This is a genomic window from Johannesbaptistia floridana (assembly GCF_057440575.1).
In genome coordinates this window covers 1-20298 of record NZ_JALKVM010000131.1, presented here as the reverse complement: position 1 = coordinate 20298, position 20298 = coordinate 1, and the positions used below count along the sequence as shown (strand labels likewise).

The following is a 20298-nucleotide window of genomic DNA, read 5'->3' as shown; positions in this document are numbered from 1 at the left end:
TTTTAAGGGCGATCGCATTAATTCTTTAACTCATTACTTCAAAACTCATTACTCAAATAATTACTCATTACTTCAAAACTCATTACTCATTACTCAAACACAACCAGTAACTTTGGGTAAAGATGCAAGATCTGAGCTATACCTACCCTAAGAAAGATTAGGAATAAAACTTACTTTATTGTACAATAAAGTAAAAATTAATTAATTAGTATTTTTTAAGTTTAAACAAATGTTTTGAGAGGGAGTAAAATTCATGTTATTTAAACGTTTTTTCACATTAATTCTGAGTTTATTGTTTTATTGGTTATCTTGGTCAGGAGTAACCCTCGCTCTACCTGATAAACTTTCCAATCCAGTAGACATTGCCCCCCCAGTCAGTGAATTTCTCTCTTCTTTACCAGAAAATAGCTATTATGCCATCAAACAAGTTAATCAAGTTAAAAGTATCTTTAAAGACAAGCAAGCTTTATTAGTTGATGTTAGGCAACCAGGAGAATATCGCTCAGGTCATATCCCCAATGCTATTAACCTGCCTCTTTCCACTTTAACAGAAAATTTAGACCAAATTCCCCATAATCGTCCAGTAATTTTCTACTGTTCTACAGGGTATCGTACCGCAATCGCTGTAATGTCTTTGCGTTTATTAGGCTATGATAACGTGACGGGATTTGCCCCAAGTATCGAAGGTTGGAAAAGCGCAGGAGAACCTCTGGAAAAATAAATCATTTTTTCTCAAATTAGAAGACAACCATTATGGAGAACCAATAAGGGTAGTTTTGATAGGTGGGGAGTCAATACTGCTCGGTTAAGAGAAAATTATTGATTAGAGTAAGGTTGAAAGGAGATTAGGTACAAAGCCAAAAACCCCTCTCCCTGCTCAGAAGCTCCCTGCTCCCTGCTTTCTCAGAAGGAATATGTTTGATTCTTATCCGAGCAGTATTGGGTGGGGAGTAGTTCAACAGTGTCAAGTTATCTTCTTAAAGAGTATTCGACTTTCTAGTCAAGGTTGAAGCGGAAAGGAGAAGCATGGGGACAAGCTACTAGTAAGCAGAAGGCAAAAAACATGGCTGCCTATATTCTCTATCAAAGCATCAAAAGCTCGAAGAAGCTCCACGAACAAGTTGATTCGATAAGTTATTAATTGCTAGTATGTTAATTTCGTAGTTTAATGACTTTTAATCGTTTTTCTATTAGTATTGCTAATACTAGTTGAACGTGATAGAACCAGTTAGCTTGGGTCGCATTTTTTCTGGTCAAGGGTATAGTTGTGAAATATTGTTTATTCAGATATGAGTAACTAAATACTCTTAACAAATATCCCACCCCTTATATTTATTGTTTTTTTAATACCCCCAAGGGAATTCGAATCCCTGTCGCCTCCGTGAAAGGGAGGTGTCCTAGGCCTCTAGACGATGGGGGCTTGTGTTTTCCACCTTTTTTAATATAACTGTTTTTAAAAATCCTGTCAAGGGTTTTTTGATTTTTTTGATAAACTTAGAGAACAGTTAGCCTTTATGCCTTAATTGAAACAAAATTTCTTGTGTTTGCGGGTCTAAACGGTTAAAAAGAAATCGCCCTCTAGATTTAGATTGGCGACTATTTCTTCTTCTAACCTTTGAAGCGCTTGATTCTACTTCTATTTTAAATTTTTCTGCGGAAAAACATTCTGCTCCATAACCCTTGGCTGTGAGTATCTGGGCTCTATCGGAAGTGGCCACTATTAAACGGGAACTAGAAGCACCCACTTCTCTACTATAGGCAGCGCAGACTTTCTCTATATAGGTATCTGCTGTTTGGGCATAGGCAGTATAATGAACTGATACCCCACAACTATATTTTTCTTTTTGACTTGGCGTTTTTTGAAAATGTGAATCAAATACTATTTCGGTTTTGTATCCTCGATAAGCACTATAGTTGATAATTATCGATATTAAATCACGGCGAGCTGATTCAAGACCTTCATAATCGCGAATCTTTTTTAGTCTTTCCCAGGCTCCGATGATGTTATAACCATCAACCAATAGCATTACCCGACCATAAGGGGAATTCATGGTTAAACTTAATATATTACTAATTTAAACAATTACTTTAGACAATCATAACAAAAATTTAAGATTCTAGGAAGGCTATTTAAGTCATTCTTTGCTTGAGGGATTGGCCGTTACCTTCAGCTACAACCTGACCATCTTTGAGCAAAAAAGCACCATCACAATAGTCTAGCTCTTCTAAACGGTGGGTAACCCATAGGGCCGTAATGCCTCTATTTTTAACTAGATTACGAACTTGACTTACTAATTCTAATTGTGTGTCTCCATCTAACAAAGCCGTGGGTTCATCAAGCAGTAAAACTTGAGAATGTCGCGCGATCGCCCCGGCGATCGCGATCCGTTGTTTTTGTCCGCCACTTAGAGCATAGATAGGACGTCTTTCTAAATGAAGTAAATTAACAGCTTGGAGAGCTTCTCTAACTCTTTGTTGAGTTACTTCTAAGGAAAGATTTTCCTCAACTAATCCAAAAGCTACATCAGCAGCTACTGTAGGCATAACTAATTGATGATCTGGATTTTGAAAAACAAAACCCAGGGGTTTAGTGGTACTTAATCTTCCTTTTTGGGGTTTAAGCAACCCTCCCAACAGACGTAGTAAAGTAGATTTACCACTGCCATTATTTCCCAGAAGCATCCAAAACTCTCCTTTTGGAACATGCAAAGAACAAGAATTTAATACTTGTTTCCCCTGACTCCAACTAAAACTTACTTCCTCTACCTCAATGGCGGAATTTTTCATTCTCCTCCTACAGCAGCAAAAAACCCAGCGCTTTTACCTGTGGTAGTAGAACCAGAGTTTTCTGAGAGAATCACTGCACTAATTTCACTGCTAGAAACTGCCACTACCTTTCCTTCTTCTTTATCACAACGCAGTTCAATAACTGTGGGAGAAGAAGATGTCATTGCTTCTAATATTTTTTGGTAGAGAGCTTGAGCCTCTTCTTGTTCCTTTTTTTGTACTGATACAGGTAAAGGAACACTCTTGATCATTACATTAATCGTTTGCATAGTTCAACTCGATATCTAAATTTTAACTTTTATTAACGTTTTTGTTGCCAATTACGCACTTTCTCATTTATTATAGTAGTTAGTTAACAAAAATAAACAATTCTCATAATAAAGTAATCTTTTCTAAGATGCTTTTCGAGAGTTAACGCTATCGTAGTTATCTCAAAATAAGAAAAAGGAATAAATTCTATGACTATAGCAGTAGGACGTGTATCCCAACAGAGAGGGTGGTTTGACGCCCTTGATGATTGGTTAAAACGCGACAGATTCGTATTTGTAGGCTGGTCAGGCTTACTACTATTCCCCTGTGCCTACATGGCCTTAGGTGGATGGTTAACTGGAACCACTTTCGTAACATCTTGGTACACTCACGGATTAGCAAGTTCATACCTAGAAGGATGTAACTTTTTAACCGTAGCGGTATCAACTCCCGCAGACAGTATGGGACATTCCCTACTATTTTTGTGGGGACCTGAAGCAGGTTGGAACTTCACTCGTTGGTGCCAAATCGGAGGACTTTGGAGCTTTGTAGCTTTACACGGTGCCTTCGCATTAATCGGCTTTATGTTACGTCAGTTTGAAATATCTAGACTAGTAGGAATCAGACCATACAACGCTATTGCTTTCAGCGGACCCATAGCCGTATTCGTTAGCGTATTCTTAATGTATCCCCTAGGACAATCAAGCTGGTTCTTCGCTCCTAGTTTTGGAGTAGCAGGAATCTTCAGATTTATCCTATTTTTCCAAGGATTCCATAACTGGACATTAAATCCTTTCCACATGATGGGGGTAGCAGGTATACTAGGTGGAGCACTATTATGTGCCATCCATGGAGCCACAGTAGAAAATACTCTGTTTGAAGATGGTGAGCAAGCAAACACATTCCGTGCCTTCAGCCCAACTCAAGCAGAAGAAACCTACTCAATGGTAACAGCAAACCGTTTCTGGTCACAGATATTCGGAATTGCATTCTCCAACAAACGCTGGTTACACTTCTTCATGTTATTTGTACCAGTAACAGGACTATGGATGAGTGCTGTAGGAGTAGTAGGATTAGGGTTAAACTTGAGAGCTTATGACTTCGTATCTCAAGAGTTAAGAGCAGCAGAAGACCCAGAATTTGAAACCTTCTACACTAAAAACATTCTGCTCAACGAAGGATTAAGAGCATGGATGGCTCCCCAAGACCAACCACACGAAAAATTTGTATTCCCTGAAGAAGTATTACCACGTGGTAACGCTCTCTAAAGAGATTGCATAATTAAACATAATTAAATAGGTTGAAGCCCCATCTAGATAGGTGGGGCTATTTTTTGGGTTCGCGATTGATGATATTCTTTAATCGAGCCAATAAAACTTTAAGAGTTGTAATATTTTTTAAAAATTTACATCATAAGTGCCCTTCCTACCGTATGATCGAGAATAAAGTTTTTTAATATTCTCACAATATTTGGAGGTTTTCTTAGTGTCTATTCCTCTTTTAGAATACACACCCAATAGTCAGAATCAGCGAGTAGAAGGATACGTAGTTCCTGGAGACGAGGAACCCAGAATCTATTCAACAGAAAATATGCTTTCTGGTTCAGAATTAGATGATTTAATTTGGGCTTGTTACCGTCAAATTTTCAGTGAACATCAAATTCTCAAACGTAACCGTCAAAAATTCTTAGAATCACAACTACGTTCAGGACAACTGACAGTACGTGATTTTATCGCCGGGTTAGCTACTTCTGATACCTTTTTGAGACTCAATTTTGAGAATAATAGTAACTATCGTTTTGCAGAAATTTGCGTACAACGCATTCTCGGACGAGATGTTTACAACGAAAGAGAAAAAATTGCTTGGTCAATTGTTATCGCTACCAAAGGCGTTAAAAAGTTTATTAACACCTTGGTAGAAAGTGAGGAATACATGAATAACTTCGGTTATGACACTGTACCTTATCAACGCCGACGCAATCTACCTCAAAGAGATATGGGAGAAACTCCCTTTAACCTGAAAACACCTCGCTACGGGGAATATCATCGGGCACAATTGGGATTCCCTCAAATCGTTTGGCAAAACGCTGTACGACGTTTTACTCCTCAAGAGAAAACTACCAAAGCAGGAGATCCTTCACAATTTTTGGGTATGGCTCGTAATTTAGCACCTAAAAACAGCACAGTTCCTCGTGTATCAGCCATGAATATCAATATCGAAGCTAGTGTTCCCTATCGTCGTAAATAGGAAAATGAGTTACTAACTCTAAATTAGTTTCTCAAATTTCTTTTAGGTGCGAATAAATATGACCGCCAAGTTTTCTCTAGTTATTCTGCAAAAAGTAGATAATTAGAGGAGAATTGGCGGTCACGATAATTATAAATTAGTTAAATTAAGCCCCAATACTAATAATCCAAGTTCCCACATATAAGCGTATAGGAATCTCTCCGGCAGCAATAACATCACAGTTAAAATAAAAAGTACCACCATAGCGAGGATTTTTTACATTAGACATGACTATTTCTACTTTTCTAGCTTCTGTAATAGGTTCTTCTAAATCAATTTCTAAAAGGTAATTCTCCTGGTCCCAAACCACTTCACGCAGAGGCAGAGATTCATCATCCATTCTCACCTCAATACGATCCACATCAAATTTACCTTTGTAGTAATCAGGATATTTAATAATAAAACTAGCAGCACCTTCAGTCATTTTTTTACCAGAGATACGTAAACGGTAACGATCCCAAGTATTTTCTTGACCACCAAAATCTAGATGATAGTTAAGAATATTTTCGCGATCAACACCACTAAAGATGGTTAAACCAGGATTACTTTGAGCCGTAACAATTAGAGGAGCGATCGCCCCAACAAATCCAGAAATAACTAAACTCCACACCAACTTAGATTTCAACATATTACCTCCACGATTAAATAAAACTCACTTCACTCTTATTTAAAGGTAACAAAATCAACCAAAATTTTAAATAAAACATGGCAATCTATAAAACAAGTTGAAGAAAACCCAAAAATTTTGGGGATCGAACTAAGATGATCACTATGTCGAAAAAAAGCAAGCGAGTGTGAATTATCCACAGATCATCAAAATCTGCATAGGAACAAACAATCTAGTAGCAACTCAAAAAAATTCTGGGCTGATGTTTCGGCAAAAGGAAAAAACTGTGTCAAGTCTTAATCTAAAAATTGACCAACAGTAACCTAAGAAAATAAAAATTAAACATACGCCCTTTTGTAAAATACTAAGTAAGGAGAATCTATGACAATTACCGTCGAACAACAACAACAAAGAGGCGAAATCTCTCCAGATACTCCCTCTCAAGCCAAAAAAATTGGTATACCAAAAGAAATTTACCCCAATGAATCCAGAGTAGCAGCGACTCCAGACACAGCTAAAAAATTGCAAAAACTAGGCTTTGAAATATTAGTAGAGTCACAAGCAGGTACAGGGGCTAACTTCAGTGATGAAGCCTATCGTCAAGCCAATTGTCAAATTATCGAAGACACTCAAACTTTGTGGCAAGAAGCAGATATTATCCTCAAAGTTCGCGCCCCTCAAGAAAATCCCAACATCAACAAACACGAAGCAGAATTACTAAGTCCAGGCAAAACCTTAATTAGCTTTATTTGGCCGGCACAAAATCCTGAACTGTTGGAAAATTTAGCTAAAACTCAAGCAACAGTATTAGCAATGGATGCAGTGCCTCGGATTACGAGAGCCCAAAAAATAGATGCCCTCAGTTCTATGGCTAATATTGCAGGTTATCGCGCCGTAGTAGAAGCAGCCAGCCATTTTGGACGCTTCTTTACAGGTCAAATAACTGCCGCAGGCAAAATACCCCCCGCTAAAGTACTAGTAATCGGTGCAGGAGTAGCAGGTTTAGCAGCTATTGGCGCAGCTAAAAGCCTAGGAGCAGTAGTTCGAGCTTTTGATACTCGTTTAGTAGTAAAAGACCAAGTAAAAAGTTTAGGAGCAGAATTCTTAGAACTAGAATTCAACGAAGATGGCTCAGGAGAAGGCGGTTACGCTAAAACCATGAGTAAAGAGTTCATAGATGCAGAAATGGCTCTATTCGCTCAACAAGCTCAAGAAGTAGATATCATCATCACCACAGCTTTAATACCAGGGAAAACAGCACCAGTGTTAATCACCAGAGAAATGGTAGAAAGCATGAAACCTGGGTCAGTAGTTGTGGATTTAGCAGCAGAACAAGGGGGCAATTGTGAGGTAACTAAACCCCACGAAATCTCCGAATATCAAGGAGTAACTATCATCGGTCTCACAGATTTACCTAGTCGCATGGCTAGTCAGTCCAGTCAATTATACGGCAATAATCTCTGCCATCTACTCAAAGAAATGGGGGGATCAGAAAATTACCGCGTAAATCTTGAAGATGAGATGATTCGCAGCGCCTTAGTTCTTCACGAAGGACAAGTGACTTGGCCTGCACCAAAAATAGAGAAACCACCCGCACCAGCAGCAAGTACACCGACCGCAGCTACTGTGGCTCAAACAGAAACTAAGTCATCTACTTCCGGCTTACTCTGGATTTTTATAACAGGACTAGCTCTAGTGGGAATTGGTTTAACGGCACCAACAGAACTTTTATCTCATCTAACGGTATTCGTTTTGGCATGTTTTGTGGGTTGGATGGTGATTTGGAATGTTAATCCAGCTCTACATACACCTTTGATGAGTGTAACTAATGCTATTAGTGGAATCGTGATTGTCGGTGGTATTTTACAAATGACTGGCCCAATTAGTTCCCCAATTACTATCCTAGGGGCGATCGCGATTGGCGTAGCCACTATCAACATATCCGGTGGCTTCTTCGTTACCCAAAGAATGTTAAACAAGTTCCGTAAATAAATACAACAGGAGTTTCAGGAAAAAATCTATGTCTTTAAATCTTCAAACAGTAATCTACATTGCGGCAAGTGCCCTGTTTATTCTCAGTATCAGCGGACTTTCCCAACACGAAACCTCTCGCCGTGGTAATATTTACGGCATGATTGGTATGTTGCTTGCTTGTCTAGCAACGGCTTTTAGTCCCCAAATTAGCAATTACCTCACTCTAGGAGTATCAATAGTCCCCGGTGTGATTATTGGTATTCTGGCTGCTTCTCTCGTAGCAATGACACAAATGCCCCAAATGGTAGGCTTACTCAACAGTTTTGGTGGCTTAGCAGCAGCTTTAGTCGGCTATGCTGAATATCTCAAATTAGATACCTCCCTAGCTAGTTCAGCAGTTACTATTCAAGAAGTAGAAATCTATATAGGGGTATTAATTGGTTCCGTTACTTTTACAGGTTCTGTTGTTGCTTTCGCTAAACTCCAAGGCTTAGTTAGTAGTAAGCCGATGGTTTGGCCTGGTCATAATCTCTTTAATCTCTTCTTATTAGTGGCGGCTTTTGGTCTTATAGTGCCTTTTTTAGGTATCGTCAATGTACCTCTAACAGGCTTGCAAATTTTAGGGATTATGACAGCAATTATGTCTCTATTTGGGATTCAAATGGTACTGGCTATCGGTGGTGCTGATATGCCCGTGGTTATTTCTTTTTTGAATAGCTATTCTGGTTGGGCAGGCGCGGCTACTGGTTTTATGCTCTCTAATGACTTACTAATTATTACTGGTGCTTTAGTTGGTAGTAGTGGCGCAATTCTCAGTTATGTTATGTGTAAGGCCATGAATCGCTCTTTTCTGAATGTGATTCTCGGAGGTTTCGGTGAAGGCGTCGGCACTAACAGTGGTAGTGGGACTAAAATCGAAGGAGAAGCTACCCCCATTAGTTCTCAAGAAACCGCTGAGTTATTAGAAAATGCCAGTAGCGTGATTATTATTCCAGGCTACGGTATGGCCGTATCTCAAGCTCAACACGGAATTTCTGAAATGACTAAAATTTTGCGCGATCGCGGTATTAATGTGCGTTTTGGTATTCACCCTGTAGCTGGAAGAATGCCAGGACACATGAATGTACTCTTAGCAGAAGCTAATGTCCCCTACGATATTGTTTTGGAAATGGACGAAATTAATGATGATTTTCCTCAAACTGATGTAGCTTTGGTAATTGGCGCTAATGACACCGTTAACCCCGCAGCCCAAGAAGATCCTACTAGTAGTTTAGCTGGTATGCCTGTTTTAGAAGTCTGGAAGGCAGAAAGCACCGTGGTAATGAAGCGGAGTCTTGGTAGTGGTTATGCTGGTGTTGCTAATCCTCTATTCTATAAAGATAATACTCAGATGCTCTTCGGTGATGCTAAGAAAAACATCGATGAAATTGTTGTTAATTTACGCAATTCCCGTAAGATTGGTCAATCTAGTCCCGAAAAAGTTTTAGCGACTTCTTAATTCAGTCATCCTAGTTAATTAATTTAAGCGTGCCTTGTTTTACAAGGCGCTTTTTTTATCGCAATCACAGTGTCCGCGCCAGTAATGGCGACTGCTATATGAAGTAGATTTACCATAGCATAAGTCTGGCAATTTTGAGTAAGTTTATTGCACCCCTAGATAAATATGTTAAAATTATAGATTGGAATATTATCAAACAAACTAACTATGGGATTAACACAAGCAGAAAAACAAGAAATTATGTCTCAGTATCAAATGCACGAAACAGATACAGGGTCAAATGAACTTCAGGTCGCTTTCCTTACTTATCGTATTAATCAACTTACAGAGCATCTGAAAAAAAATAATAACGACCATTCTTCTAGACGAGGATTATTAAAAATGATTGGTAATCGTCGCCGTATGTTAGCTTATATTAACAACAAAGATTCAGAACGCTATCAAGACTTGATTAAGCGTTTAGGTCTACGTCGTTAAACTTAAATAAGCGAGATTATTATTTATGTCTTCTGAGTCCTCCCGAGAAAAAATACCTTTTGAACCTCGTCAGAAAAAGAAAAAGACTAGTAAAAAGCCATCGCCAACAAATCAACCAGAAACTCCAAAATATTCTCGAAACTCAGCCTATAATTCAGATAATGCTCAATTATCTGCCATACCAGAAGTTGTTAGCCAACGTATGATTAAACGAATGGCTGCTTTTTCTGGTATTCCCACTGCTTTGGGGATAACATTGTTTTTGGCTTTCTATTGGGTTGTGAGTCACCAATGGTTTAAAGTTCCAACCCCAGCAGTAGTATTAAGTACTATGGCTTTGTTTGGCTTAGGAGTCTTAGGTTTGAGCTATAGTATTCTTTCAACCTGTTGGGATGAGGAAAGAACTGGTAATTGGTTCGGATGGAGTGAATTTCGTCTTAACACTCAACGTCTTTTTTCTGCTTGGAAAGCTGCCCGTCAAGAAGCTAGAGACAAGAAAAAGCAAGCAGAAAAGTAATTATACTTATTTTTATCTCCCTCGGTTAAAACTAAAACTAAGGAGTTAAAAAAGTTAGCTTATTTTTCAATCAGTGACGTAACGGGCGGCCTGATGCTTTTTGATTATTAGAAGAGGAATGCCAATTATTGTTACGAATAGTTGCGCTTCCTTCTTCTGCCTGTAGTATTACTAATAAGGGAGTAGGTTTCGCTTTTTGATCCCAATTAATGACTACGACGCGATTGTTAATTGTTGGAGTCCAATTTTCTTGACCATCTTCTGGACAAAGATATCTTTCTACACAATCTATAATCTCTTCTACCAGGCTACTACTAGTTCTTATTGGTAATTTCGTTAGCTTAATTTGCACCCTAAACAAAACGTTGGTTTTCCATTGTCCTTGACTTTCTATTTCATAGGTTACGTCGAAGGTTTTCTCTACCTGACGGCCACTAGTATTGGCAATACCCACTGTCGTTTCTTTTCTAGTGTCAGGACGTAACGCTTGAGAAATTAACTGTCTAACTTTGGTTTTGATTTGATTAACAATAGCATAATGAAATACTTCTTCATCCATGCGCATTCTTAGATAATCTAAGTTAAATTCCCTTGAATGCACTAAATCAGGATTAGTTTCCATTTTTTTGATAGTATTTAATGCTAGAGTTAATTTTTTTTTGATATCTTTATATTTATAGTCTTTAAACTCAATTGATTTTTTTAGTTTTTTAAGCTGCCATTGACTAACTATGAAAAGCACTAAAAAAATAACGGCTAATCCGATTGACCAATTCTCTAGTAAAAGCTTTTTAGCAGAAAGGGACTCTCCTGTCGTGTTCTCAGAAATCTCTTCTACAGGAGATGATGTTTGAGCTACTATATATTGTTTTTCGCTTATACTACTAACGTTAAGCCATGAATGTGACATTTTTCTCAGGTTGCTATTACTATTTTAATTATATATGTCTCTCTCTACTGATCACCCCAAATTATTATCTTTTTATAACATTTCACTTTTTAGAGAGGGAAAGTTAAAACTTTCCCCCATAAAAATTAAAACTAGTACGCCAATCCCATACTACGACTAGTCTCAGCTCCTAAATAAACACGGATGCTCAAAAAGTCGGTAGGACAAGCAGTTTCACAGCGTTTACAGCCGATGCAGTCTTCTGTACGAGGAGAAGAAGCGATTTGAGAAGCTTTACAGCCATCCCAAGGTACCATTTCTAAAACGTCTAGAGGACAAGCACGAACACACTGGGTACAACCAATACAGGTATCATAAATTTTGACACTATGAGACATTAAATCTTGACTCCTTATCTAAAGTTTTTTTACAAGATTGATAATTACAGCTCAAAGGCTAGTTTAGCTTAGTATCGCCTTGTTAATCTTAAAAATAAAACATAAGTTTAAATTATGTAACAATTCCCTAAATTTGTTACATTTGTTGATATTTTTTAATAAAAAATATGATCATTCATTACCGATGTAGTTAAATATGAGTTAATATAAGTTAACTTAAGATATTAGCAGCAAGACGAAATCCGACTCGATTAACGCGACGATGTGGCCGTAAATAGTAACGGCAAGCAGCACGACAAAAACGGGGCAAATCATACCAAGAACCCCCTCGGATGATTCTATATTGCTCTGAATAATTAGATAACCAAGGAGAACCATCATTGGGTGCTCCATAATAATTATTATGCCAGTGATCGGCACACCATTCCCAAACCAATCCATGTAAATCACCTAGACCAAAGGGATTTTTACGACTAAAATAACCGACACAAGTAGTTTTACCTAAAAAGACTTTGTTTTCAGCGATAGCATTGCCGCCGCGAGCATCATAATTAGCTATGTTACTACTGAGATAATTACCAAACCAAAATTTAGTGAGAGTGCGGCCACGGCAGGCATATTCCCATTCAGCTTCACTAGGAAGACGATATATTCTCCCGGTTTGTTGGGAGAGGCGATCGCAAAATTCCACAACTTCATACCAAGAAACTTGTTCTACAGGCAGATTATCGCCAGGAAAGTAAGCTGGTTTTGAATTGAGAGGTATATTGATTCTAGGATATGTGGCGACCATTTGCCATTGCTTTTGAGTAACTGGATAGGTACTGAGATAGAATTGGGGAACTTTCACTAAATGTTGAGGTCTTTCATCGTTACTACTATCTGAATCAGTTAAGGGAGACCCCATTAAAAAAGTTCCTGGAGGAATTGCCATCATTTCCAGGAAGAGGAGATCTCCCAATTCAATAATTAGTTTTTTGTAATTATTTACTGGCTGTTTAGTCTTTATTAGTTGTGTAACTTTTGGTTTCCCCATCACATTCATTTGTTTAGAGGCCAACAAAAAAGTTTTTTCTCCCAACCATTGACTGACACCATTGAGAGCATATACATACCCATTTAACCAATTAATTATTCTTTTATAGGTGTGTGAATCTACTTGAGTTAAAATTAGAATAGCGATTTTACCAGAGCGAATAATTGCGGCGATCTCAGCTAAATCTCCCAAAGAATGTAGAGTAATAACCACCAACTCATCATTAATAGCCGCAAAAGAGGGTGAAAAAATTGTTCCCAAGGAAGATAAAGCAAAGAGATTGAGCATAAATAGACAAAAGAATTTCGTTGCTTTTGATTATTTTAACTGAGTGAGCGAGAAGTCCCCAGTGCTGTTAAGCCTGGGGATGAAAGCGAACATCATTATTTATGCTATAATATCTTTATCACTAAGTATGTTGTTTGATAATGTATCAGGCAGTTAAATTTAGATTATATCCCACTCAATCGCAACAAGAAGCTTTAGCTAAAAGCTTTGGCTGTTGTCGATGGTATTATAATTATGCTTTAGATTTATGCCAAAAAACTTATCAAGCAACCGGTAAAGGACTATCTCGTTATGGGATACAAAAGCTATTACCTCAGCTTAAAAAAGAATACCCTTGGCTTTCAGATGCTTATTCTCAATGTCTACAAGTAGTAGCCCTAAATTTATCTACTGCCTATAAAAACTTCTTTGAAAAACGAGCAAAATTACCTAGATTCAAATCAAAGCACAAAAAACAATCGATTACTTATCCTCAAAACTTCAAGTTTGAAGGTGATTATCTTAAGCTTGATAAAAAGCTAGGTAAAATATATTGTCGTCGTCATCGGGAAATTGAAGGAAAAATAAAAAGTGTAACTATTTCTCTAAATCCTGATGGGAAGTATTTTGTTTCGGCTTTAGTTGATGATGGTAAAGATTTGCCCAAATCCTCAACTGAAGGGAATGCTGTAGGTATAGATTTAGGAATAAAAGATTTTGTTATTACAAGTGACGGAAGTAAATACAGTAACCCAAGATATCTAACTAAACATCAAAAAAATCTCAAAAGGAAACAACAAAAACTCTCACGCAAAACAAAAGGAAGTAACAGCAGAAACAAAGCAAAACAAAAAGTAGCCAAAGTACACTCGAAAATAAAAAGATGCAGGGAGGATTTTCTACACAAACTATCCCGTAAAATAGTTAACGAAAACCAAGTAATTGCTGTAGAGAATCTGAATGTAAAAGGCATGGTAAGAAATCATAAATTAGCCAAAGCAATTAGTGATTGCTCTTGGGGGATGTTTTGCACTATGCTTAAATATAAGGCTGAGTTTGAAGGTAAAGTATATATTGAGGTAGGCAGGTTTTTTCCCAGCTCAAAAACTTGTAATGTGTGTCTAAATCAAGTAGAAAGTTTACCTCTAGACATCAGAGAATGGACTTGCCCTAGCTGCAAAACCAATCATGATCGCGATATAAATGCGGCTATAAATATCAAAAAAGAAGCTTTACGGATAATGTCGTTGGGGACCTGCGATACTGCTAATGGAGGGAATGTAAGTCAAATGGGGAAACCTTCGGTTTTGTCAGATGCAATTCCTGTTGAAGTTAGAAGCCCCGTCACGTAAGTGCGGGGTAGTTCACTGTAACTGTCAACAGGCTTAACAACTCAATACTTAAATGTGTAACAATCAAATAAGAGTTGTATAGATAGATTAAAAATGGATTCACCTATTCAGGCTGTACAAGCCCCTTACACAGGCGATGCCTATTATCGTACCCCTCCCCCGGATTTACCTTCGTTATTGCTAAAAGAACGAATCGTTTATCTAGGTCTACCCTTGATTTCCCCGGATGAATACAAAGATCAAATTGGAATTGACGTGACTGAGTTAATTATTGCTCAATTACTCTATCTCCAATTCGATGATCCTGATAAACCCATATACATGTATATCAATTCCACGGGAACATCTTGGTATGGAGGCGATGCGATTGGTTTTGAAACAGAAGCCTTCGCTATTTACGATACCCTCAAATATATCAAACCCCCAATACACACTATTTGTATTGGTCAAGCCATGGGAACTGCGGCGATGATTTTAGCTGCGGGAACTCCTGGATGTAGAGCCAGTTTACCCAATGCTACAATAATTCTACATCAAGCCCGTCAGGGTACCCAGGGACAAGCCACAGATATACAAATCCGTGCCCGAGAAGTTTTAGCTAATCGGCGCATGATGATGGAGTTACTTGCTCAAAACACTAATCATCCTGTAGAAAAAGTCCAAAAAGACTCAGATCGGATGTATTATATGACTCCCGAACAAGCCAAAGAATATGGCTTAATCGATAAAATTCTCACAAGTCGCAAAGACTTACCTTCCCCTGTACCTTCAGTTAGTTAATTGTTGATAATATGCCTATTGGTGTTCCTAAAGTCCCCTATCGTTTACCCGGTCAACCCTATAGTGACTGGATTGATATTTACAATCGCCTTTATCGAGAAAGAATTATCTTTCTCGGAAGAGGTGTTAATGATGGTTTAGCCAATCAAATCATCTCAGTAATGCTTTACTTGGATTCAGAAGACCCTGGTAAACCAATTTATCTCTATATCAATTCTCCTGGTGGTTCCGTAACTGCTGGTTTAGCTATCTATGACACTATGCAGTATATCAAATCAGATGTAGTTACCATCTGTGTTGGTTTAGCTGCTTCCATGGGTGCATTTTTACTAACCGCAGGTACTCCTGGAAAACGTTTAGCATTACCCCATTCTCGCATTATGATTCACCAACCTCTAGGTGGCATCCAAGGACGGAGACAAGCCACTGATATTGAAATTGAGGCGAATGAGATTTTGCGTATTCGGGATCAGCTAAATAGAACCATGAGTCACCACACAAAACAGCCTCTAGAGAAAATTGAGAGAGATACAGACCGTGACTTCTTTATGTCTGCACAAGAAGCTAAAGATTATGGTTTGATTGACCAAGTAATTGAGGAGACTCCCAATTAACTCTCAATTATCTTAAACGGAGAGGGGGAGATTCGAACTCCCGGAAGCTTGCACTTCATCCGATTTCAAGTCGGACGCAATCGACCACTCTGCCACCTCTCCATGACACAACCTACAGTATAGCTAAAAAAAGGGGTTTTGACTACCCCTTTTTTTTATTTTTTTGTCAAACTCCAAATCTTAAGGGACTATTAAGTTTTTTGTAAAACTCCAAAATTTAACCACCTGTTAATCAAAGCTTTACGTAATCTTAACCTTAGGAGCTTATCTTAAAGAAGGTTAAAAATTATACAAACCAATATAAACACTACACATTCTTTTAGAAGAGGCTTCAAAGATGGCAAATATTGGAGAAACTACAGCATTGATTCCTGAGGCAGGTAGTTCTACCCTTCCCGAACATCTGCAAGACGGAGGAAGTGGTGATACAGATTTTCCCTATGGAGATTTCAAAGCACTAGCGACTGTAGGGGAGATGGACCCCGAAAGTGGCCACGTATTAACTGGATATCCAGATGGTCAGGCAGCTTGGCTGGCAGATGAAGATACTGTGCGCGTAGCCTATCAATCTGAATCCTACGCCACTATGTCCAACGAGACATACCCTTGGGAAATGGATAGCGGAGTAACCTTCACTGGTTCTCACCTCCATTATATCGACTACGATCGCGCGGCCTTTGCTGAGTTCCTGGAAAACGATAGCGCGGCTAGTGAAATGTTTGAGGGTGCGGGACATCTATTCAACACAGTCTACAACGTGTTTGGTGAGATTGTAGACGGCAAAAACGACGACCCAACTGACTTGAGTGCTAAATGGGGTAACCAAGCCCTAGCAGACGGAACACTCCTTGAGTTTCGTGAAGAACAACAACTCACTCTAGGAGACTTCTTCTTTCACTCTTTCTGTGGTGCTTACTACGAGCAAGCAAATAAGTATGGCGACGGCATCGGCTTTGAAGATGATGTATGGCTAATGGCCGAAGAGTGGAACATTGGCGACGACATGTACCCAGATCCCGATGGCGATGGTCCTCTTACCGGAAATGACTTCTTTACTGGTACTATGGGTCTAGCTTCAATGGTTGTAGACATCGCTAACGAAACTGCCTATACAGTACCCGCACTAGGTCAGTCTGGTTACGAGAAAATTCTGCCCCTTAACTCAGGACATGAAGACTATGTGGTTCTTGTTACTTCAGGATATAACCTTGAGGTTGAGCCTGCACCCCTGAGAATCTACGTTGGTAAAAAGGGTGTTGGTGCTGATGGTAATCCCTTACCTGAAGATGCCAGTGAAAGAGATTCTTTCTTAGGTCGCAACGGTCTACTTTACGGTCAGTTATATGGCATGGCTCTGGATACAGAGACTTATGGAGATATAGGTATTGAAAATATTGATGCCGACGAATTCATGATGGATGCCTATGCCACCGATGCTGACGCTCCCGAAAACTTTAGCGCTCGTTACTATCCTACTAGCTATCAATGGGATGGCTTCGATACTCCAGAAAACGCTAATGAAACAGAGGTATTCTTGTGGGAACAAGATGGCGATGAGGGCGAACCCAACGAGCAACCAGATGGCTACACCTACTTCAACGGTGACAGCAAGGTAGAGCACCCCGCAGTAGACCCAGACATCACCAAACATCGCTATATCCAAGACTTAACCACTCCTGGTGCTCAGTTAGGGATTGATTTTACTAACATCGTCGAAGAGTTAACTAACAATGATGCTGATGGCAACGGTTTACCCGATTACTTATCAGCAGAGGTAACCAGAATCCTCGCTGGTGTAGACGGCGCTTTAACACTAGAAACTGACGGTAAAGGTAAGGGTCACATCGGTCCCAATAATCCTGATGGTGAACAAGACGCTTCCATTCATATCGAAACTGGCCTAGCACAGATGAAGGATAATGATGGTCTACAGTGGATTAAGACTTCTGATGGTGACTACTTAATCGTTGATGAAGACTCCGGTAACGACTATGGAGAGCGCAAGTATGTTCTACCCATTGATGGTGAAACTTTACAACTAGAAGAGGAGGGCACTGGTTATTTCCTAGCACAAGCAGGTGGTGCTCTTAATCCTCGCGCTCTTGCTGAAGTTGCCGCTATTCCTGGCACCTTCTCCTCCGCTACAAGTTCTGAGTTTTCTGGTTCTTGGAACGTAACACATCTCGTAGCTCAGAAGGAGGACGGTAGCTTCTACACTATGGAGGAGTTAGCTGGTACTGGTGCTCAAGAAGTTATCGGCACTTTACCTCTAGATGAACAAACTCTAATTGGTGTGGTGCAGCATAGAGGCGAATCCGGTGGCATCATTGCTGAGCGTAACGCAGACCAAGGCGGTCAAATCTTCCAGTTCAATATTGACCTCGATGGTGATGACTCAGAATCTCCTACTCCAGAATCCCCCATTGTCTTTGGTACTGCTGATGCTGATATGTTTGATTCAGAGGTATCTGATGAGAGCGGTTTTGTGGGTTCAGGACAAAGTCTATTTGCAGGCGGCGGTGATGATACTGTAGATGTTAGCTTCGCTGAAGGTGATAACCGTATTGACTTAGGTTCTGGTGATGACCTCCTCTTCGGTGGCAGTGGCGATCGCATCCTGGCTGGTTCTGGTGATGATACCATGTTCCTAACCAGTGGTGAAGGTGGTAATGTTGTTACTGGTGGTGAGGGTGCTGACCAATTCTGGTTACTTACTGACAGTGTAGATATGCCTGAAGAAGCTCAAACTATAACTGACTTTACTATTGGTGAAGATGTTATGGGCTTCGGTGCTACTGGACTTGGTTTCGACGATTTAAGCATTACTGCTGATGGTAGCAACGCTATAGTTAGCGCTAACGGTAACGAGTTAGCTATGCTTCTTAATACTGAAGCAACTAGTTTAACAGCTTCTGACTTTGCTTTCGTCGGTTAGAAATTTAGATAAATTTAAATTAATCAGGAGAAGAGTTATTCTCTATTAGCTCTTCTCTTTTTTGATTAAATTTTGAGTTAAAATATATTCGTTAATTAAACAAAAACTAAAAATGGCCAAAGCAATCTGGAACAATGTCGTTTTAGCAGAAAGCGATAACTGTGAAATAGTAGAAGGTAACTACTATTTTCCCCCTGATTCAATTAATCAAGAATATTTTCAACCTAGTAGTAAGCAAACTACTTGTTTCTGGAAAGGACAAGCTAATTACTATACTCTAGAAGTAAATGGACAAAAGAATGAAGATGCTGCTTGGTATTATCCAACTCCCAAAGAAAAAGCCAAAAATATTGCTAATTATGTAGCTTTTTGGCGAGGTGTTCAAGTAGAGAGTTAAATCTTGATGAATGATTATTGAGCTTTAGATTTATAAGTAATACTAAATTCTTTCGTTAAACTTACATCTTCCACCAGTACTTATGTACTAAATTAACCTCAGAAAAAGTTCATTTCTCTTTACCCTAAGATTTTGCAAAGGTCAACCAATTTTTAAGCGCGATCGCATTAATTCTTTAACTCATTACTTCAAGACTCCTTAGTCATTACTCCTTACTCATTACTCCTTACTCATTACTCCTTACTCATTACTCATTACTCATTACTCATTACTCAACCACCACCAGTAACATTAGGTAAAGATGCGAGGGCTAAATACAGTTGAAAAATATTTACTCATTACTGCTAAAACTTGCTCATTTGATTAGCTAAATAGTCATAATGGGTAAGTTTTAGTCGGTTGACAATTAGGGACAAAGGGATAATTGAGAGATAATTACTGTGTTTTCCCCTTGATTATAAGTCGTTTAGTGCGCTATTAGAGAAAATATAGACCAACTATTGTTTAGCAATGATATAATCCACTTTTCGCACGTCAAATAGTATGATGAAGAGGAGTCAGGAGTCAGAATTCAGGAGTCAGTATATTTTGTTTATATTACACAAAAAATTCCTAGGTTTTTTTGAGTAGAAGTACTCAGATTTTTTTAAGTACTTTTGTATTTTTAAATAACTTAAAATATTCTTAAAGCTTACTAAGTATTAATTACTAACTCCTGACTCCTGGCTCCTGGCTCCTGACTCCTTTTTTCCAGGTTACAATTAGAAGTGCGTATGGGTCTGATATAATATTGATACTTAAGTGGTTGTTGATGATGGTGAAAAAAAAATCTAATACCCTAAGTTATGTCAAAGCATTGCCAACACCAATAAACGAGTTAAATACTTTGGGCTTTACTAGTTTTGAGATGTTTTTAACAGCTTATGAGCCTATTTATAGAGAAGCAGTTTGTGAAACAGTAAATCATTTAATAAACTGTCAGGGTGATTATTGTCCCATCGAAAAGAAATGGTTAAATCAAGTAAAGTTTGACCAATCAAAATGGAACAGTTACTTACAAAATAAATACCAACTTTTAAAGCGTCACGCCAATGGAATAATAGCAGACGCCCAAGGACAAGTAGGTTCAGCAATTGAATCTAGAAAAGACTATATAAAACACAGTAAAGGTAAATTAATTTCAGCACAGACTTGGTTAAAAAGGAAAATAAAACTAATTAAACAGACAAATAAGT

The 20298-nt window shown here is 38.6% G+C and carries 20 protein-coding genes and 2 tRNA genes; 13 read left to right on the top strand and 9 right to left on the bottom strand.

Annotation, left to right across the window (positions count from 1 at the left end):
• Nucleotides 1-253 precede the first annotated feature (253 nt).
• Nucleotides 254-721, top strand: a complete 468-nt coding sequence (locus MW688_RS09270) for a rhodanese-like domain-containing protein (RefSeq protein ID WP_486735685.1) — start codon at nucleotides 254-256, stop codon at nucleotides 719-721.
• Between the two features lie 626 nt (nucleotides 722-1347).
• Here MW688_RS09270 and MW688_RS09265 read toward each other — a convergent pair.
• From MW688_RS09265 to MW688_RS09250, 4 genes are all read right to left on the bottom strand, one after another.
• A tRNA-Glu gene (locus MW688_RS09265) sits at nucleotides 1348-1420 on the bottom strand.
• An 85-nt stretch (nucleotides 1421-1505) separates the two neighbouring features.
• Nucleotides 1506-2051 (bottom strand): NYN domain-containing protein, encoded by a 546-nt coding sequence (locus MW688_RS09260; RefSeq protein WP_486735684.1) that lies wholly within the window; start codon nucleotides 2049-2051, stop codon nucleotides 1506-1508.
• A gap of 79 nt (nucleotides 2052-2130) precedes the next feature.
• Nucleotides 2131-2787: an energy-coupling factor ABC transporter ATP-binding protein gene (locus MW688_RS09255; RefSeq protein WP_486735683.1), complete on the bottom strand. Its 657-nt coding sequence runs from the start codon at nucleotides 2785-2787 to the stop codon at nucleotides 2131-2133.
• Nucleotides 2784-3056, bottom strand: coding sequence for a UPF0367 protein family (locus MW688_RS09250; protein ID WP_486735682.1), 273 nt, complete (start codon nucleotides 3054-3056; stop codon nucleotides 2784-2786). Before MW688_RS09250 ends, MW688_RS09255 begins: the two co-directional genes overlap by 4 nt.
• Nucleotides 3057-3245: 189 nt before the next feature.
• On the opposite strand from MW688_RS09250, the gene psbD reads away from it, so the two are divergent.
• Nucleotides 3246-4304 carry a photosystem II D2 protein (photosystem q(a) protein) gene (psbD, locus tag MW688_RS09245; protein ID WP_486735681.1) on the top strand — a complete coding sequence of 353 codons (1059 nt, stop codon included), beginning with the start codon at nucleotides 3246-3248 and terminating at the stop codon, nucleotides 4302-4304.
• 217 nt (nucleotides 4305-4521) lie between these two features.
• Nucleotides 4522-5283 carry a phycobilisome rod-core linker polypeptide gene (locus MW688_RS09240; RefSeq protein ID WP_486735680.1) on the top strand — a complete coding sequence of 254 codons (762 nt, stop codon included), beginning with the start codon at nucleotides 4522-4524 and terminating at the stop codon, nucleotides 5281-5283.
• A 145-nt stretch (nucleotides 5284-5428) separates the two neighbouring features.
• Here MW688_RS09240 and MW688_RS09235 read toward each other — a convergent pair whose 3' ends face one another.
• Nucleotides 5429-5950 (bottom strand): DUF2808 domain-containing protein, encoded by a 522-nt coding sequence (locus MW688_RS09235; RefSeq protein ID WP_486735679.1) that lies wholly within the window; start codon nucleotides 5948-5950, stop codon nucleotides 5429-5431.
• 360 nt (nucleotides 5951-6310) lie between these two features.
• Here MW688_RS09235 and pntA point away from each other — a divergent pair, with 360 nt between their 5' ends.
• From pntA to MW688_RS09215, 4 genes are all read left to right on the top strand, one after another.
• The gene (gene pntA, locus MW688_RS09230; protein ID WP_486735678.1) at nucleotides 6311-7921 is read left to right on the top strand and encodes a Re/Si-specific NAD(P)(+) transhydrogenase subunit alpha; all 1611 of its coding nucleotides are present in this window, start codon (nucleotides 6311-6313) and stop codon (nucleotides 7919-7921) included.
• Nucleotides 7922-7949: 28 nt separating this feature from the next.
• The gene (locus MW688_RS09225; RefSeq protein ID WP_486735677.1) at nucleotides 7950-9401 is read left to right on the top strand and encodes an NAD(P)(+) transhydrogenase (Re/Si-specific) subunit beta; all 1452 of its coding nucleotides are present in this window, start codon (nucleotides 7950-7952) and stop codon (nucleotides 9399-9401) included.
• Between the two features lie 207 nt (nucleotides 9402-9608).
• A complete protein-coding gene (rpsO, locus tag MW688_RS09220; RefSeq protein WP_486735676.1) occupies nucleotides 9609-9878 on the top strand; it encodes a 30S ribosomal protein S15 in 270 nt (89 codons plus the stop codon).
• Nucleotides 9879-9903: 25 nt separating this feature from the next.
• Nucleotides 9904-10395 (top strand): photosystem II biosynthesis protein, encoded by a 492-nt coding sequence (locus MW688_RS09215; RefSeq protein WP_486735675.1) that lies wholly within the window; start codon nucleotides 9904-9906, stop codon nucleotides 10393-10395.
• A gap of 70 nt (nucleotides 10396-10465) precedes the next feature.
• Here the strand turns inward: MW688_RS09215 and MW688_RS09210 are convergent, their stop codons facing one another.
• The 3 genes from MW688_RS09210 to sepF form a co-directional block, all read right to left on the bottom strand.
• A complete protein-coding gene (locus MW688_RS09210) occupies nucleotides 10466-11305 on the bottom strand; it encodes a hypothetical protein (protein ID WP_486735674.1) in 840 nt (279 codons plus the stop codon).
• Nucleotides 11306-11436: 131 nt separating this feature from the next.
• Complete coding sequence (psaC, locus tag MW688_RS09205; RefSeq protein WP_486735673.1) at nucleotides 11437-11682, bottom strand: photosystem I iron-sulfur center protein PsaC; 246 nt, start codon at nucleotides 11680-11682, stop codon at nucleotides 11437-11439.
• Nucleotides 11683-11893: 211 nt separating this feature from the next.
• Nucleotides 11894-13006 carry a cell division protein SepF gene (sepF, locus tag MW688_RS09200; RefSeq protein WP_486735671.1) on the bottom strand — a complete coding sequence of 371 codons (1113 nt, stop codon included), beginning with the start codon at nucleotides 13004-13006 and terminating at the stop codon, nucleotides 11894-11896.
• Between the two features lie 140 nt (nucleotides 13007-13146).
• Between sepF and tnpB the strand changes: the two genes are divergently transcribed.
• The 3 genes from tnpB to MW688_RS09185 all read left to right on the top strand — a co-directional run bounded on the left by tnpB (nucleotide 13147) and on the right by MW688_RS09185 (nucleotide 15731).
• The gene (gene tnpB / locus MW688_RS09195) at nucleotides 13147-14337 is read left to right on the top strand and encodes an IS200/IS605 family element RNA-guided endonuclease TnpB (RefSeq protein ID WP_486735670.1); all 1191 of its coding nucleotides are present in this window, start codon (nucleotides 13147-13149) and stop codon (nucleotides 14335-14337) included.
• Nucleotides 14338-14430: 93 nt separating this feature from the next.
• Nucleotides 14431-15117, top strand: a complete 687-nt coding sequence (locus MW688_RS09190) for an ATP-dependent Clp protease proteolytic subunit (protein WP_486735669.1) — start codon at nucleotides 14431-14433, stop codon at nucleotides 15115-15117.
• Between the two features lie 11 nt (nucleotides 15118-15128).
• Nucleotides 15129-15731: an ATP-dependent Clp protease proteolytic subunit gene (locus MW688_RS09185; protein WP_486735668.1), complete on the top strand. Its 603-nt coding sequence runs from the start codon at nucleotides 15129-15131 to the stop codon at nucleotides 15729-15731.
• Nucleotides 15732-15748: 17 nt separating this feature from the next.
• Here the strand turns inward: MW688_RS09185 and MW688_RS09180 are convergent.
• A tRNA-Ser gene (locus MW688_RS09180) sits at nucleotides 15749-15833 on the bottom strand.
• Between the two features lie 235 nt (nucleotides 15834-16068).
• Between MW688_RS09180 and MW688_RS09175 the strand changes: the two genes are divergently transcribed.
• From MW688_RS09175 to MW688_RS09165, 3 genes are all read left to right on the top strand, one after another.
• Nucleotides 16069-18666 (top strand): calcium-binding protein, encoded by a 2598-nt coding sequence (locus MW688_RS09175; RefSeq protein WP_486735667.1) that lies wholly within the window; start codon nucleotides 16069-16071, stop codon nucleotides 18664-18666.
• A 112-nt stretch (nucleotides 18667-18778) separates the two neighbouring features.
• A complete protein-coding gene (locus MW688_RS09170; protein WP_486735666.1) occupies nucleotides 18779-19063 on the top strand; it encodes a DUF427 domain-containing protein in 285 nt (94 codons plus the stop codon).
• An 811-nt stretch (nucleotides 19064-19874) separates the two neighbouring features.
• The coding region (locus tag MW688_RS09165; protein ID WP_486735665.1) for a hypothetical protein at nucleotides 19875-20298 on the top strand (424 nt) is incomplete at its 3' end.